The organism is Variovorax sp. GW531-E2, from assembly GCF_059423125.1.
On the sequence record NZ_JBWKXQ010000047.1, the window covers coordinates 32,889 to 50,185 of the forward strand.

Annotated in this window: 7 protein-coding genes; 4 read left to right on the forward strand and 3 right to left on the reverse strand. The window is 66.3% G+C overall.

Annotated features, from left to right (window positions below; all coding sequences use genetic code 11):
- Positions 1-93 precede the first annotated feature (93 nt).
- From AC07XP_RS23240 to AC07XP_RS23255, 4 genes are read left to right on the forward strand one after another with little or no spacing between them, the layout of a single operon-like run.
- Complete coding sequence (locus AC07XP_RS23240) at positions 94-1,437, forward strand: TolC family protein (RefSeq protein ID WP_495265989.1); 1,344 nt, start codon at positions 94-96, stop codon at positions 1,435-1,437.
- Positions 1,438-1,463: 26 nt separating this feature from the next.
- Positions 1,464-2,846 (forward strand): efflux RND transporter periplasmic adaptor subunit, encoded by a 1,383-nt coding sequence (locus AC07XP_RS23245; RefSeq protein WP_495265990.1) that lies wholly within the window; start codon positions 1,464-1,466, stop codon positions 2,844-2,846.
- A gap of 10 nt (positions 2,847-2,856) precedes the next feature.
- Entirely contained in the window at positions 2,857-6,066 is a 3,210-nt protein-coding gene (locus AC07XP_RS23250; protein WP_495265991.1) for a CusA/CzcA family heavy metal efflux RND transporter, read from the forward strand.
- Entirely contained in the window at positions 6,056-6,982 is a 927-nt protein-coding gene (locus AC07XP_RS23255) for a cation diffusion facilitator family transporter (RefSeq protein ID WP_495265992.1), read from the forward strand. The genes AC07XP_RS23250 and AC07XP_RS23255 overlap by 11 nt, the downstream gene beginning before the upstream one ends.
- 100 nt (positions 6,983-7,082) lie before the next feature.
- Here AC07XP_RS23255 and AC07XP_RS23260 read toward each other — a convergent pair whose 3' ends face one another.
- The 3 genes from AC07XP_RS23260 to AC07XP_RS23270 form a co-directional block, all read right to left on the reverse strand.
- Entirely contained in the window at positions 7,083-10,208 is a 3,126-nt protein-coding gene (locus tag AC07XP_RS23260; protein ID WP_495265993.1) for an Ig-like domain-containing protein, read from the reverse strand.
- Between the two features lie 319 nt (positions 10,209-10,527).
- Positions 10,528-13,653, reverse strand: a complete 3,126-nt coding sequence (locus tag AC07XP_RS23265) for an Ig-like domain-containing protein (protein ID WP_495265994.1) — start codon at positions 13,651-13,653, stop codon at positions 10,528-10,530.
- 299 nt (positions 13,654-13,952) lie between these two features.
- Positions 13,953-16,880 (reverse strand): Ig-like domain-containing protein, encoded by a 2,928-nt coding sequence (locus AC07XP_RS23270; protein WP_495265995.1) that lies wholly within the window; start codon positions 16,878-16,880, stop codon positions 13,953-13,955.
- Positions 16,881-17,297 lie beyond the last annotated feature (417 nt).

Genomic DNA, 17,297 nt, shown 5'->3' on the forward strand with positions numbered 1-17,297 from the left:
GCACAGCACCTTTTCTTTTTCTGATCCCACCGATCCGCTGAGCGCTTTTCGCCGAATTCGTCCGTCCGTTGTTTCGCAACCCAGGAGAATTCGATGCGCACGCTTTTCGTGCCGCTGGCCGTGTTGGCCTTGGCGGTACCCCCGGCCTTTTCACAGCAGACCGCGCAGGCGGCCGGTCCCTCGTCGTCCCTTTCTGCACCCGCTCGCTCGCTGGAGCCCGAAGGCCCGCTGACCCTGCGCACCGCCGTCGCGCTGGCGCTGCAGGCCAACCCGGGCCTGTCGGCCGCGCGCCATGAACAGGCCGCCGCCGACGGCGCGGTGGTGCAGGCCGGCGCCTGGCCCAACCCCACGCTGGACACGCAGCTGGAAGACCTGCGCCGCAACAACCGCACGACCACGCTGCAGCTGAGCCAGCCCCTGGAGCTGGGCGGCAAGCGCGCTGCGCGCGTCACGGCAGCCGAGCGTGCGCGCGACCAGGCGGCGTCGGCGCTGTCGGCGCGGCGCGCCGAACTGCGCGCCGCGGCCGTCACCGCCTTCTTCGACGTGCTGACCGCGCAGGAGCGCCTGCGCCTCGCGCAGGACTCGGTGGGGCTCGCGCAGATCGCCACCCGCGCCGCGGCCAACCGCGTGGCGGCCGGCAAGGTGTCGCCGCTCGAGGAAACCAAGGCGCGCGTGGCCGAGGCCGGCATCCGCGTCGAGCTGCTGCAGGCCGAGGGCACGCTGCGCGCGTCGCGCCAGCTGCTGGCCGCGCTGTGGGGCAACCCGGCGCCGCGCTTCACGCAGGTGGACGGCGCGGTCGACCAGCTGCCGGCCCAGGCCGCCGCGCCCGAGGTGGCGCGCCGCCTGCCCGATGCGCCCGTGCTGCGCCAGGCCCGCCTCGAGGTCGAGCGCCGCCGCGCGCTGAGCGACCTGGAGCAGGCCAAGCGCATTCCCGACGTGACCGTGTCGCTCGGCGTCAAGCGCGTGCCCGCGTCCGAAGGCGAGGGCGGCGAGGCCGTGAGCAGCAGCCGGCGCAACCAGGTGGTGGTGGGCCTGTCGGTGCCGCTGCCGATCTTCGACACCAACCGCGGCAACATCGCCGAAGCATTGAGCCGCGAAGACAAGGCACGCGACGAACTCGCCGCCGCCGAGCTGCAACTGGGCGCCGACGTGGCCCAGGCCAGCGAGCGCCTGCGCTCGGCGCGCGCCACCGCCGAGACGCTGCAGCGCGACGCACTCCCCGGCGCCGAGACCGCCTACCGCGCCGCGACCAAGGGCTTCGAGCTGGGCAAGTTCAGCTTTCTCGAGGCGCTCGACGCGCAGCGCACGCTGTTCCAGGTGCGCAACCAGTACCTCGTCGCGCTGGCCGAGGCGCACCGCGCGGCCGGCGAGCTCGACCGCCTGCTGGGCACGGAGGGCGACGACATCGCCTCGAACGCGGCGCCGAACGTGCGCTGAAGAAGAACACCGAACCGATTCCGACCATGACCACACCACACAACCGCACCACGTCCGCCGGCCGCAAGCAGTGGATCGCCATTGCCGCCGTCCTGCTCGCCGGCCTCGTCGCCGGCGCGCTCATCCTGCGCACCGCGCCGTCCAAGCCCGAGGCGGGCGGCCATTCGGAGTCCGCCGGCCACGCCGACGGCGAGCACCACGAGGAAGACAAGAGCCACGCCAAGGGCAAGGAAGACGACCACGGCCATTCGCATGACGAAGGCCATGGCGACAAGGAACACCACGCGGAAGAAGGCAAGGACGCAGGCAAGGAGGCGGGCAAGGAAGCGCCCGCATCGGCAGAGCCGCAGAAGGCCGCCGCCAACGCCCACAAGGAAGACGAGGAAAAGATCTCCTTCACCGACGAGCAGGTCAAGGCCGCCGGCATCGCGATCGACAGCGTCGGTCCGGCGCGCATCAAGACCTCGCTGCAGCTGCCCGGCGAGATCAAGTTCAACGAAGACCGCACGGCCCACGTGGTGCCGCGCGTGGCGGGCGTGGTCGACAGCGTGTCGGCCAACCTGGGCCAGGAAGTCAAGCGCGGCCAGGTGCTGGCCGTGATCTCCAGCCCCGCGCTCTCGGAGCAGCGCAGCGAGCTGCAGACGGCGCAGCGGCGGCTGGCGCTGGCACGCACCACGCACGACCGCGAGAAGAAACTGTGGGAAGAAAAGATCTCCCCGCAGCAGGACTACCTGCAGGCCGAGCAGGCCATGCAGGAGGCGCAGATCGCCGTGGCCAACGCCAACCAGAAGCTGCTGGCGCTGGGCGCCACGCCCGGCTCGTCGGCGCTGGGCCGCTACGAGCTGCGCGCACCCTTCGACGGCATGGTCGTCGAAAAGCACATCTCGCTGGGCGAATCGGTGGGCGAGGCGGTCAACGTGTTCACCATTTCCGACCTGTCGACCGTGTGGGCCGAGATCAGCGTGCCCGCCAGCAACCTGAACCTGGTGCGCATCGGCGAGGCCGTGACCATCCGCGCCGGTTCCTTTGAGCAGGCCGCGCGCGGCACCGTGTCGTACGTGGGCTCGCTCATTGGCGCGCAGACGCGCACCGCCACCGCGCGCGTCACGCTCACCAACCCGCAGCGCACCTGGCGCCCGGGCCTGTTCGTGAACGTGGAGCTGGTGGCGTCGGAAGCTGATGCGCCCGTCACCGTGTCGGCCGAAGCCGTGCAGACCGTGGACGACCAGCCCACCGTGTTCCTGCGCGTGCCCGGCGGCTTTGTGCCGCAGCACGTGAAGACCGGCCGCAGCGACGGCCAGCGCATCGAGATCGTGGGCGGCCTGAAGCCCGGCGCGGCCTATGCGGCCAGCGGCAGCTTCGTCGTGAAGTCGCAGCAGGGCAAGAGCTCGGCCACGCACACCCACTGAGGACGACCGCATGTTCGAACGCATCATTCGCTTCTCCATCGAGCAGCGCTGGCTGATCCTGCTGGCCGTGCTCGGCATGGCGGCGCTCGGCGTCTTCAGCTACCAGAAGCTGCCCATCGACGCCGTGCCCGACATCACCAACGTGCAGGTGCAGATCAACACGTCCGCGCCCGGTTATTCGCCGCTCGAAGCCGAGCAGCGCGTCACGTACCCCATCGAGACCGTCATGGCCGGCCTGCCGGGCCTGCAGCAGACGCGCTCGCTGTCGCGCTACGGCCTGTCGCAGGTCACCGTGATCTTCAAGGACGGCACCGACATCTACTTTGCGCGCCAGCTCGTGAACGAGCGCATCCAGTCGGCGCGCGAGAGCATGCCGCCCGGCGTGTCGCCGGTGATCGGGCCCATCTCGACCGGCCTGGGCGAGATCTACCTGTGGACCGTCGAGACCGAAGAGGGCGCGAAGAAGGCCGACGGCAAGCCCTACACGCCGACCGACCTGCGTGAAATTCAAGACTGGATCATCAAGCCGCAATTGCGCAACGTGCCGGGCGTGACCGAGATCAACTCCATCGGCGGCTACGCCAAGGAGTTCCAGATCGCACCCGACCCCGCCAAGCTGCTGGCGCACGGCCTCACGATGACCGACCTGGTCACCGCGCTGGAGCGCAACAACGCCAACGTGGGCGCGGGCTACATCGAGAAGCGCGGCGAGCAGTACCTCATTCGCGCGCCGGGGCAGGTGAAGTCGGTGGAAGACATCGGCAACGTGATCCTGGGCAACGCCGGCGGCATTCCGCTGCGCGTGTCCGACGTGGCCGAGGTCGGCATCGGCCAGGAGCTGCGCACCGGCGCCGCCACCGACAACGGCCGCGAGGTCGTGCTGGGCACGGTGTTCATGCTCATCGGCGAGAACAGCCGCACTGTCTCGCAGGCGGTCGACAAGAAGATGCAGGAGATCAACCGCACGCTGCCCGCGGGCGTGAAGGCCGTGACGGTGTACGACCGCACGGTGCTGGTCGACAAGGCCATCGCCACCGTGAAGAAGAACCTCTTCGAGGGCGCGGTGCTGGTGGTGGCGATCCTGTTCCTGTTTCTGGGCAACATCCGCGCGGCCATCATCACCGCCACGGTGATTCCGCTGTCGATGCTCTTCACCTTCACCGGCATGGTGAACCAGAAGGTCAGCGCCAACCTCATGAGCCTGGGCGCGCTCGACTTCGGCATCATCATCGACGGCGCCGTGGTGATCGTGGAGAACTGCGTGCGGCGCCTGGCGCATGCGCAGGAGAAACACGGCAGGGCGCTCACGCGCAGCGAGCGCTTCCATGAAGTGTTCGCGGCCTCGCAGGAGGCGCGCCGGCCGCTGCTGTTCGGCCAGCTGATCATCATGATCGTGTACCTGCCGATCTTTGCGCTCACGGGCGTCGAGGGCAAGCTGTTCCACCCGATGGCCTTCACCGTGGTGATTGCGCTGCTGGGCGCAATGATCCTGTCGATCACCTTCATCCCGGCCGCCGTGGCGCTGTTCATCGGCAACAAGGTCGGCGAGAAGGAAAACCGCCTCATGCTGTGGGCCAAGCGCGGCTACGCGCCGCTGCTGTCGCGCGCGATGAACGCCAAGCCGCTGGTCATCACCACGGCCGTGGTGGCGGTGGTGCTGTCGGGCCTGCTGGCCACGCGCCTGGGCACCGAGTTCGTGCCCAGCCTGAGCGAGGGCGACTTCGCCATCCAGGCGCTGCGCATTCCGGGCACCAGCCTCACGCAGTCGGTCGAGATGCAAAAGCAGCTCGAACGCACGCTGAAAGACAAGTTCCCCGAGATCGAGCGCGTGTTCGCGCGCACCGGCACGGCCGAGATCGCGTCCGACCCGATGCCACCGAACATCTCCGACGGCTACATCATGCTCAAGCCCGAGAGCGAATGGCCCAAGCCGAAGCGCACGCGCCCCGAGCTGCTGGCCGCCGTGCAGGAAGAGGTCGAGAAGCTGCCGGGCAACAACTACGAGTTCTCGCAACCGATCCAGCTGCGCTTCAACGAGCTGATCTCGGGCGTGCGCAGCGACGTGGCCGTGAAGATCTTCGGCGACGACATGGACGTGCTCAACCAGACCGCCGCGCAGGTGTCGAGCGTGCTGGGCAAGGTGCCCGGCGCCGCCGAGGTGAAGGTGGAGCAGACCACCGGCCTGCCGATGCTCACCGTGAACATCGACCGCCAGAAGACCGCGCGCTACGGCCTCAACGTGGGCGACGTGCAGGACGCCATTTCGACCGCCGTGGGCGGGCGCGAGGCCGGCACGCTGTTCGACGGCGACCGCCGCTTCGACATCCTCGTGCGCCTGCCCGAGACGTTGCGCACCGACCTGGAGGCCATCCGCCGCCTGCCGATCGCGCTGCCCAAGGGTGCGGGCGGCGAGGGCCTGCGCACCAGCTTCATCCCGCTGGGCGAAGTGGCCACGCTGGACCTCGCGCCCGGCCCCAACCAGGTCAGCCGCGAAGAAGGCAAGCGCCGCATCGTGGTGAGCGCCAACGTGCGCGGGCGCGACCTCGGCTCCTTCGTGGCCGAGGCCGAGGAGGCCATGCGCGCCGTGCGCATTCCGCCGGGCTACTGGACCGTGTGGGGCGGCCAGTACGAGAACCTGGCCTCGGCCACGCAGCGCCTGCAGGTGGTGGTGCCCGTGTCGCTGCTGCTGGTGTTCACGCTGCTGTTCGCCATGTTCGGCAACCTGAAGGACGGCCTGCTGGTGTTCACCGGCATTCCGTTCGCGCTCACGGGTGGCATCGTCGCGCTGTGGCTGCGCGGCATTCCGCTGTCGATCTCGGCGGCGGTGGGCTTCATTGCACTGTCGGGCGTGGCCGTGCTCAATGGGCTGGTGATGATCTCGTTCATCCGCAACCTGCGCGAGGGCGGCTTGCCGCTGGACGAAGCGATTCGCGAAGGCGCGCTCACGCGGCTGCGCCCCGTGCTCATGACCGCGCTGGTCGCCTCGCTGGGCTTCGTGCCCATGGCCATCGCCACCGGCACGGGCGCCGAAGTGCAGCGCCCGCTGGCCACCGTGGTCATCGGCGGTATCCTGTCGTCGACTGCGCTGACGCTGCTGGTGTTGCCGCTGCTGTACCGCATCGCGCACCGGCGCGATGAAGACGAGGTGCAGGAAGCCAACGCAGAGCAGCAACACGGCGCACCTCTCGATCCCGCACTGCGAGGTTCCCATGGCCCATGAGCATTCACACGCCACAGCCGTTGCTGGTGGCAACGAGAAGGCGCTGCGCTGGGCGCTGGCGCTGACCTCCACCTACCTCGTCGCCGAGGTGATCGGCGGGCTGGTGTCGGGCAGCCTGGCGCTGCTGTCCGACGCGGCCCACATGGCCACCGACACCGTGGCGCTGGCCATCTCGCTGGCCGCCATCTGGCTGGGCAAGCGGCCGGCGGACAAGCGCCGCACCTTCGGCTACTACCGCTTCGAGATCCTGGCGGCCGTGGTCAATGCGGTGCTGTTGTTCTTCGTGGCGATCTACGTGCTCTACGAGGCGTACCGGCGCATTTCGCAGCCGGCCGAGATCCAGTCGACCATGATGCTGCTCGTGGCCATCGGCGGCCTGGTGGTCAACCTCATCGGCATGCGCCTGCTGGCCAGCGGCAAGGACGAGAGCCTCAACGTGAAGGGCGCCTACCTGGAGGTGTGGGCCGACATGCTCGGCTCCGTCGGCGTGATCGTGGGCGCGCTCGTCATCCGTTTCACCGGCTGGGCCTGGGTCGACTCGGTGATCGCCGTCGCCATCGGCCTGTGGGTGCTGCCGCGCACCTGGCGCCTCCTGCGCGAGAGCCTCAACGTGCTGCTCGAAGGCGTGCCCGACGAGATCGACCTGCCCGAGGTCGAGCGCGCGCTGCAGGCGCAGCCGGGCGTGGCCGGCCTGCACGACCTGCATGTGTGGGCGCTGTCCAGCGGCAAGGCGAGCCTGAGCGTGCACGTGGTGTGCACGCCCGACGTGGTCGACCTGGCACCGCTGATGCTGCGGCTACGTGCGCTGCTGGCCGAGACGTTCGACATCCACCACTCGACCGTGCAGGTGGAGCGGGTGCCTTGCGAGCAGGCGGGGGAGACCCATGGGTTCGGGCCTGCGGTGACGGCGGGCTGACGCAAGGGCAGGCACAACAACAAAAAACGCGACAGTCGCACGGGGCAACTGTCGCGTCGGGGGCGGCGCCGATGGGGCGCCGCGTGGTCTGCCTGCAGGCTTAGAGGATGGTCACGTGGACCTTGTCCTCGACCAGCAGCTCGGCGGTGCCTGCGAGGTTGGTGTAGACGCTGTAGGTCACGCCGCTCACCGTGGCGTTGCCGCCCTGGGTCCAGCTGTCGTCGCCGCCGAGCAGGTTCACATCGCCGTTGGCGCCGTTGACCAGCATCTGCACCTTGCCGTCGGCCATGACCATGTCGCGTGCGCCGCCGGCCAGCACGTCGTGCGCGCTCAGCGCCAGCGTGTTGCCGCCTGCGCCCAGGTCGAACTTCTCGAAGCCCTGCACCTTCGCCCCGAGGGCCGACAGGTCGATGTGCATCGACTTGCCGTCCATGACGAGGGTGTCGATGCCCAGGCCGCCGTCGAGGCGCGCGAAGTCGCCGCTGTTGATGCGGATCGTGTCGTCGCCCGCGCCACCGTGCACCGTGTCGCCCGTGCCCACCTTCGTGAAGGTGTCGTTGCCGGCGCCGCCTTCGAGGCGGTCGGCGAAGCCGAGTCTGGCGATGAGCGTGTCGTCGCTGTCGGTCCAGGTCATCGTTGCGTGGTCGAGTACATAGGCTTCGAGTTCCGGTTCGATGTGGAACGTGCCGGCGCCTGCGTTCTGCAGCGTGACGGTCACGCCCTGCTGCACCAGCAGTTCCGCGTCGAAGCCCGAGTGCTGATACACCTCGTAGACCACACCGCCCACCGTGACGTTGGCCTTCTTGACCCAGTCGCCCGGGTCGGTGCCGTTGGGCAGCACGTCGGACAGCGTCACCTTGTCGCCGGCATTGCCCTTGACCATCATCTGCACGCGGCCGTCGGCCACGAACTGATCTTTGGCGCCGTTTTCCATCACGTCGGCCAGCGACAGCTTGAGCGTGTTGTTGCCTGAGCCTGTGAGGTCGATGACTTCGATCGAACTGAGCTTTGACGTGAGTGCGGTCAGATCGAGTGCTTGGCTGTTTCCTGTGAAGCGCAACGTGTCCAAGCCGCCCTCACCTTTGACGCTCATTTGTGGAAAGTCGAGGTCCGAGATGGAGGCCAATGAAAATATGTCATCTGCATCGCCACCGATGTAGCTGCCGTGAGATTTAACGATGTCGTTGAAAGGATTGTGAATCTTGTCCACTGGAATAATGGAGAGATTTTCAATTGAAATGGTGCCGGCTTCTAATGCTCCTATTGCAAATTCAATTTTCGATACCCCCTTTCCTTCTGGTGCGACGTAATTAATTTCTCCATCTCGAGTTTTTAAGCCGACGACGTCAATTAATATTCCATTTTCATCATAAATGTTGAGTAGGTGAGCATTGTTGTGCTCGGATCCGATCCAGTTCAATTTTACCGATTTTGAGATTGCGGTCAGTTTTATTTCCATGATGCTGCTCGCCCAGACGTGAAGCGAATTCCCCAAGGCTCCGCCTCCAGTTTTCTTGTCTAGAAACGCTCCTGACCCTTTTTTCATAGTAATATGAAATCCGTCTGAAAAAGCTGATACGCCCGGCTTTATTGCATAAAGGTCGTTAAGAGAAACGCCGGTGATGTTTTCAAATCCGGTGCTTAAACTTGCGGCTCCAGATACTCCTTCAGATGCATTTCCTGCTCGATCGATTGTGCGAACAACGGTGTTTGCTGCATATAGATCAAATGGAGGCGTTATTTTTACACTTCCTGCTAGCACGTCTTCCGTTGTCAGAGTGTATTCAAGTCTGTTATTTCCACTGGCAATATTGATTCGATCACCTGCGCTCGTGCCGATTTTGTTAAAAACCACGGTAAGTTCCGAACCATTGACGAGAACCGATGCGGGGGCTGCCGGTGCGATGACATCCAATGTGATCGCCTGCGATTGCACAGCGCCCGCGTTGCCCGCTTCGTCCACCACGCGCGTCTGCACGGTCCAGCTGTCGGCGTGGCTGTTGTCGTCTTGCGCGCTCCACTGGGTGCCATCTACAAAGGCGGCCTTCCAGGTCTTGCCGCCGTCGGTCGACACCTGCAGGGTGTCGCCGGCGGCAAGGGGTGCGCTCAGCTGGCCCATCATCAGGCGGCCCGCGCTGCCGTCGTTGGTCAGGTAGTCGTCGACGTCGAAGCCGCTGTCCTTGCCGATGTCGGTGAGGGTGGCGGTTTGCGTCGGGGCGGTGGTGTCCACCACGAAGTTCCAGGCGCTGCTGGCATCGCTGGTCTGGCCCACGGGGCTGGTGGAGGTGGCCGTGATGTTGTATGTGCCATCGGGCAGGTCGATCTGGGGCGTGAAGCGCCATTTGCCGTCGTCGTCAGCCACGGCCTTGCCCAGGTAGGTCGAGCCGTCGTAGAACTTGACGGTGTGGTTGGCTTGGGCCGTGCCCGCAAGCGTCGGCCTGGCGTCATTGGTGGCTTCACCTTGCTGCAGCATGTGCGGCTCGCCCACGTCGTCGAACACGCTGTCGATCACGGGCGCGTTCGGCTTGTCGGTGTTGACCGTGACCTTGTAGCGCCCGGTCGGCATGGTCTCGTTGCCGGCGGCATCGCGCTCCACGAGCATGAAGGTGTTCAGGCCTGCGGCCAGCGGGGTGTCGACCTGGAAGGTCCACTGGCCGTTTTCGCCGATGGTGGCCAGGCCCAGCTCATGGGTGCCGGTGGCGTCCTTCACCATCACGGTGACGGTGTGGCCGGGCGTGCCGTTGCTGATGCCGCTGAGCAACGGGCGCGTTTCATCGGTGGTGCCGCCCGAGATCACGTTGCCCGTGACCCCGCCCACGTTGTCCGTGAAGCCGCTGACGTTCAGTCGGCTGGCGTCGGGCGGGGTGACGTCGATCTCGAAGTTGAAGGCGGGGGAGGGCGCGCCCTCGTTGCCATTGGTGTCGAGTGCGGCGACCGTGATGGCATGAAGGCCCTGCAGCAGGTCGGTCGACGGCGTGAAGGTCCAGGTGCCGTCGTCGGCCACTTCGGTGGTGCCGATCTCGTTGCCGTTGTCGCGGATGACGATGGTGTCGCCCGGTGTGCCCTGGCCGTGGAAGCCGGGCTGGCGGTCGTCGGTCACACCGCCGGGGGCGATGGGGCTCTGGATGTCGCCGGCGTCGTCGAGGGCGCCGCTCACGATGGCGGGAGAGGCTGCGAAGGTGGTGCTCGGGTGGTCGATGGCGACCTGAGTTTTCTCGGAGGGCATGGAATTCTCTGTTCTGAAAAGGAAAGAAAAGACCGCATCGGCGCGCAAATGAACGCAGCGCAATCAAGCGGTCTGGGGGAATGGAGCACTCTAGGAAGAACGGCCCTGCGGGACCATCGGACGAGTCCGAAACCTAAGCTCGAAGGAATAAGTCGGAGCTCAAAGCGCGCACAAAGTCGTGCGGGAAGGCGCAACCGGGCGTGGTGGCTCAGCGCTGGGCATCGTCACGCAGCAAGAAAACAAAAAACGCGACAGTCGCTGGGGGCGGCTGTCGCGTTGTCGGCTGCACCGGCGCGGGTTGCGCCGGTGGGTGGTGGGCTTACAGGAGGGTCACGTGGACCTTGTCCTCGACCAGCAGCTCGGCGGTGCCTGCGAGGTTGGTGTAGACGCTGTAAGTCACGCCGCCCACCGTGGTGTTGCCGCCCTGGGTCCAACCGTCGTTGCCGCCCAGCAGGTTCACATCGCCATTGGCGCCGTTGACCAGCATCTGCACCTTGCCGTCGGCCGTGATCATGTCGCGCATGCCGCCGGCCAGCAGGTCGTGCGCGCTCAGCGCCAGCGTGTTGCCGCCTGCGCCCAGGTCGAACTTCTCGATGCCCTGCACCTTGGCCCCGAGGGTCGACAGGTCGATGTGCATGGCCTTGCCGTCCATGACGAGGGTGTCGATGCCCAGGCCGCCGTCGATGTGGGCGAAGTCGCCACTGTTGACGCGGATGACGTCGTCGCCCGCGCCGCCATGCACCGTGTCGCCCGTGCCCACCTTCGTGAAGGTGTCGTTGCCGGCGCCGCCTTCGAGGCGGTCGGCAAAGCCGAGCTTGGCGATGAGCGTGTCGTCGCTGTCGGTGTAGACCTGCGTCGCGTGGTCGAGCACGTAGGCGTCGACTTCCGGTTCGATGTGGAACGTGCCGGTGCCTGCGTTCTGCAGCGTGACCGTCACGCCCTGCTGCACGAGCAGTTCGGCATCGAAGCCCGAGTGCTGGTACACCTCGTAGACCACGCCATCGATCGTCACGTTGGCGCCCTTGACCCAGTCACCCGGATCGGTGCCATTGGGCAGCACGTCGGATAGCGTCACCGCATCGCCGGCATTGCCCTTGACCATCATCTGCACGCGGCCGTCGGCCACGAACTGATCCTTGGCGCCGTTGTTCATCACGTCGGCCAGCGATAGCTTGAGCGTGTTGTTGCCCGTGCCGGTGAGGTCGATGACTTCGACCGAGCTGACCTTGCCTGCGAGCGCGGTCAGGTCCAGCGTCTGGTTGGCGCCGGTCAGCTTGAGCGTGTCGGTGCCGCCGTTGCCGGAGATGGCCGAATCAGCCAGGTGCGTGACGTTCGAAACGACGAATTCGTTGTTGCCCGAACCACCGTACAAGGTGCCCTTCGATGCATCGGTCAGGACCTGGCTCTGCAGCGGATCGTTTGTCGTGCTGGCGTCCCGGAACTGCGACACGTTGCCTGCAGGATCGACGATGGCGGCCGAGAGCGACTGCTCCAGCGGTGCGGAGGACAGGCGCATGTTGTCCAGAACATGGCCACCCCCGTCAATGGCCGAGGAAACAACGAAATAGCCGATCGCCGTGCCAACTGGCGCAGTGCATTCCACAGTTTGATATGTGCCCGGGAGATTGCTCGCGTGGTACAGACCAACGGTTTTCAGCAGATTCCCGTCCACGCCATAGAACTTGACCGTTCCGGTTCCGTCGTGAGCACCCAGCGTGAAGGAGACGGCGCTTCTTCCGCTTGCGAACTGATACTTGATGGGTTCATAGGGGGCCCCCTCTTCAACCCTCAAACAGGATCCCATGGTTCCATACATACTGTTGAAGTTGACTACCCCTATCTTGGAAGCAGACGTGACTGTCAAATCGCCAATGGTCACGGAATGCGAGAAGACGTTGAGGGGCAGGTTCTCGAAATTCAGAATGGTGGACGGCAAGGGGTCCGCGAAGAAGTACTTGCCCGCAGCAATGTCCGCCGCCGTCAGCGTGTAGTCGAAGTAATCGCCACGCACGAGCAGGCTGATCTTGTGCCCTACCGCGACATTCGTCGGGTCGAAGTGAACCTCCATACCCCCGCTGATGGCCACGAGCTTGGTGGGCGCCATCGGCGCTGTGGTGTCCTGAGAGATCGCTTGCGACTTCACGACACCTGCGTTGCCCACTTCATTCACCACGCGCGTCTGGACCGTCCAGTCACCGGTGTGGCTGCTGTCGTCCTGGGCACTCCACTTGCTGCCGGAAACGAATGCCTCCTTCCAGGTCGTGCCGCCATCGGTCGAGACCTGCAGGATGTCGCCCTTGGCCAGCGCGGCCGACAGGTTGCCTTGCAGCAAGCGCCCGGCGCTGCCGTCGTTGGTCAGGAAGTCGCTGCCACTGAAGCCGCTGTCCTTGCCGATCTCGGTGACAGTGCCAGTTTGCGTTGGCGCTGTCGTGTCGATCACGAAGCTCCAGGCGCTGCTGGCATTGCTGGTCTGGCCCACGGGGCTGGTGGACGTGGCGGTGATGCCGTGCGCACCCTCGGCCAGATTGGCTGGTGGCGTGAAGCTCCACTGGCCCGAGGCGTCGGCCACGACCTGTCCCAGCAGCGTGCTGCCGTCGTAGAACTTGACCGTGTGGTTCGCCTGCGCCGTGCCGGCAAGGGTCGGCCTCGCATCGTTGGTGGCCTCGCCTTGCTGCAGCATGTGCGGCTCGCCCACGTCGTCGAACACGCTGTCGATGACGGGCGCGTTCGGCTTGTCGGTGTTGACGGTGACCTTGTAGCGCCCGGTGGGCATGGTCTCGTTGCCGGCGGCATCGCGCTCCACGAGCATGAAGGTGTTCAGGCCCGCGGCCAGCGGGGTGTCGACCTGGAAGGTCCACCGGCCGTTTTCGCCGATGGTGGCCAGGCCCAGCTCATGGGTGCCGGTGGCGTCTTTCACCATCACGGTGACGGTGTGGCCGGGCGTGCCGTTGCTGATGCCGCTGAGCAGCGGGCGCGTTTCATCGGTGGTGCCGCCCGAGATCACGTTGCCGGTGACCCCGCCCACGTTGTCCGTGAAGCCGCTGACGTTCAGCCGGCTGGCGTTGGGCGGGGTCACGTCGATCTCGAAGTTGAAGGCGGGCGAAGGCGTGCCCTCGTTGCCGCTGTCGTCGCGCGTGACGATGGTGATGGCGTGCTGGCCCTCGAGCAGGTCGGTCGAGGGCGTGAAGGTCCACGTGCCGTTGTCGGCCACTTCGGTCGTGCCGATCTCGGTGCCGTTGTCGCGGATGACGATGGTGTCGCCCGGCGTGCCCCGGCCGTGGAAGCCGGGCTGGCGGTCGTCGGTGACGCCGCCGTGGGCGATGCTGCCCAGGATGTCGCCGGCGTCGTCGGCGGCGCTGCCCACATGAGGAGGCGGGGGCGCAAAGGTCGATGCGAGGTCGATGTTCTGGAAAGGGGCGACGCTGTTCGTCTGCTCGAGTGCCATGGAATTCCTGTGCTCTGAAATGAAGAAACCAGACCGCATTGGCATGCGAGCGAACGCAATCCGATCGTGGGGTCTGGTGGGGTAGGGCACTCTAGAAAGAAGCCCTGTGCAAGGCCATCGGACGAATCTGAAAGCGGTGCGCGAAGAAGTCAGTCGGCGCTGAAAGCGCGAACAAAGTCGTGCCGAAGGGCACAAGGCGATGTGTTGCCAGGCAGAAATGAAAAAACGCGACAGCTGCACGGGGCGGCTGTCGCGTTGTCGGCTGCGCGCGGCGTGGGGTGCGCCGGCGAGTGGGAGGCCTACAGGATCGTCACGTGGACCTTGTCCTCGACCAGCAGCGCGGCGCCGGCGAGGTTGGAGTAGATGTGGTCGGCGGTGCCGCTCACTGTGGCATCGCTGCCGTGGACCCCGCCGCCGTCGAGCGGGTCGACCTCGCCGTGGGGGCCGGCGGCCTGCATCTGCACCGTGCCGTCGGGGGACACCGGGTTCTGCGCGCTCTGCGCCGTCTTCAGGTCGAGGGCCGACAGGTCGATGTGCATGGCCTTGCCGTCCATCACGAGGGTGCCGACGCCCAGGCCGCCAGGGACGCGCGCGAAGTCGCCGTCGCCATGGAGGCGGGCGGTGTCGTCACCCGCGCCGTCCTCCAACCGGTCTGCATAACCGAACCGGGCGATGTGTGTTTCATCGCTGTCGGTGAGCGTTGGTGTTGCCCCGGGTCCGGCATCGCTGAACGTGCCGGAGGTGTTTTGCAGGTTGACCGTCACGCCCTGCTGCACGAGCAGTGCCGCGTCGAAGCCCGAGTGCGCGTACTCCTCGTAGACCACGCCGTCGATGGTCACGTGGGCGCCCTTCACCCAGTCGCCGGGGTCGGTGCCGTTGGGCAGTGCGTCCGACAGCGTCACCGCGTCGCCGGCGTCGCCCTTGACCAGCATCTGCACGCGGCCGTTGGCAACGAACTGATCGACCGCGCCGTTCTCCATCACGTCGGCCAGCGAGAGCTTCAAGGTGTTGTCGCCCGTGCCAGTAAGGTCGATGACTTCGACGGCGCTGAGCTTGCCCGTGACCGAGCTCAGGTCGAGTGTCTGGTCCGCGCCGGTCAGGGTGAGGGTGTCGAGTCCCTCGTTGCCGATGACCTTCGCATGGCTGCCCTCGAAGTACGACACGTCGGGGAGCAGGAACACGTCGTCTCCCGCCCCGCCGTAGTGGACGTCGGAGCCCGCCTGGATTTCCTGCAGGGTGGGGATGTCCACCAGTTCAGGGTGCGGGTACAGCACGGCGAGGGACAGGTTGTCGACCTCGATCCAGTCGGTTTCAGTGCCATCGACGAGCCCGGTGCGGATGTCGAAGGAGGCAAAGGAAAGCCCGTCGGGCATGATGAATTTCGCGTGTCCATCGGCCGGAAGGCTGTGGCTTGCTCCGAAGCTGCCTTCGAAGATGACCTTGCCCGATGCGTCGTAGAAGGTGACCGAGTGCGTGGCTTGGGAGTGCCGCCAGTCGAACTCGACGGCGTTGTAGGTGTTGCCCTTCAGTGATGCGTTGGTCGTGCCGCTGATGTGCCATGCCTGCCCGTGGTCGGGGGAGGCGCTGTCGAAGATGCCGTTGTTCGAAGAAGAAGCGTCGGCCGCCGCGTCTTGTCTGGTCAGCAGCAGCACGCCGGCGTCGGCTGTTTGTCCCGGTGCAAGTTCGACGGTTTCACCGGCATCGAAGTCTTCCCGTTCGGTGTTCGACCGGATCACCATGTAGGGTGAATGAACTCCCGTTGCGCTGACCACCGACGCGGCCAGATCCAGCGAAACGTCGGTCACCGCCACGGTGGCCTGGCCCGCAGCAATGTCTGCCGCCGTCAACAGGTAGTCCACGTTCTGCTTGCCGTTGAGCAGGTGAATCCGGTCACCCGGCGACACCGCGGCCTTGTCGAAGCTCACGGTGACTTGCGAATTGCCCAGCACGACCGCAGTGGGTGCGTGGGGCGTGGCGGTGTCCAGCGTCACCGCCTGCACGTTCACCGGTCCCACGTTGCCGGCCAAGTCCACCACGCGCGTCTGCACCGTCCAGTCGCCTGCATGGCTGTGGTCGTCCTGGGCGCTCCATTGGGTGCCACTCACGAAGGCGGTCTTCCAGGTCTGGCCGCCGTCGGTGGACACCTGCAGGGTTTCGCCGGCCGCGAGCGATGCGCTCAGGCGGCCCGTCATGAGGCGCCCCGCGCTGCCGTCGTTGGTGGCGTGGTCGTCGGCGTCCATGCCGCTGTCCTTGCCGATGCCCGAGACGGTGGGGGTCTGCGTGGGCGCCAGGGTGTCGACCTCGAAGTGCCAGCCGTTGCTCGCGTCGCCGGTCTGGCCCACCGGGCCGGTGGCCGTGGCGGTGATGTGGTGCGCACCCTCGCTCAGGTTGTCCTTGGGCGTGAACGCCCAGGTGCCGTCGGTGCCGGTCTGGGTGGTGCCCAGGACGGTGGTGCCGTCGTGGAACGTCACGGTATGGCCGGGCTGGGCCGTGCCGTGCAGGGTCGGCCGGGCGTCGTTGGTGACCTCGCCGGGCGCCAGCATGTGGGGCATGCCCACGTCGTCGTAGACGTGCTCGATCACCGGGGGCGTCGGCTTGCTGGTGTCGATGGTCACCTGGTAGCGCCCCGTCGGCGCTGTCTCGTTGCCCGCTGCGTCTTTCTCCACGAGCGTGAAGGTGTTCAGGCCCGCGGCCAGCGGCGCCATGACCTGCAGCGACCACTGGCCGTTGTCGCCGATGACGGCGTCGCCCAGCGCATGGGTGCCGGTGCTGTCCCTGACCATCACCGTGACGGTGTGGCCGGGCTGGCCGGTGCTCGTGCCGGTGAGCAGCGGGCGCGTGTCGTCGGTGGTCTTGCCGGCGGCCACGTTGCCGGTGATGCCGCCCGCGGTGTCGAGGACGCCGGTGATGGACAGCTTGCTGGCGTTGGGTGGCGTGACGTCGATCTCGAAATTGAACGGGCCCGAAGGTTCGCTCTCGTTGCCGGCGGGGTCGCGCGCCACGATGGTGATGGCGTGATGGCCTTCGCTCATGTCGGTCGATGGCGTGAAGGCCCATTGGCCGTCGTCGTCCACGACGGTCTGGCCGATCTCGACGCCGTGGTTCCTGATGAGGATGGTGTCGCCCGGCGTGCCCTGGCCCTGGAACTCGGGTTGGCGATCGTCCGTGACGCCGCCGGAGGCGAGGGTGCCCATGATGTCGCCTGCGTCGTCGATGACGCTGTCCATGGTGGGCGGCTGTGGCGCAAAGACCTGTGCGCGTGCTGTCTGATCGATGCTCGGGTTGTCGACGAAGACGTTTGCCTTTTTGGATGCCATGCAGTTCCTATGCTCTGAAAAGGGAAAGAAAGTTCGGATCGGGCAGCGAATTCACGCTGTTCGATCCGGCGGCCCGGGCGTCAGGAACTCTAGGAAGAACAGGGGAGCGGAACCATCGGACGGGTCCGATAAAAGCCGGGGTGGGCGATGCGGACGCGAGCGCGCCCCTCGCGCATCGGCGAAGCAGACAGTCTTCGGTGAAAGCCGCCGCGCGAGAACCGGCGGCGGGGAGGCTAGGGCCTGTTCACCCTATTTCTAGCGTCGCGTTGGCTGGCAAAGGGGCTGGCTGCAAGGCGCCCGTGCGCAGCAAGGCTGAAGCCTTGCAAG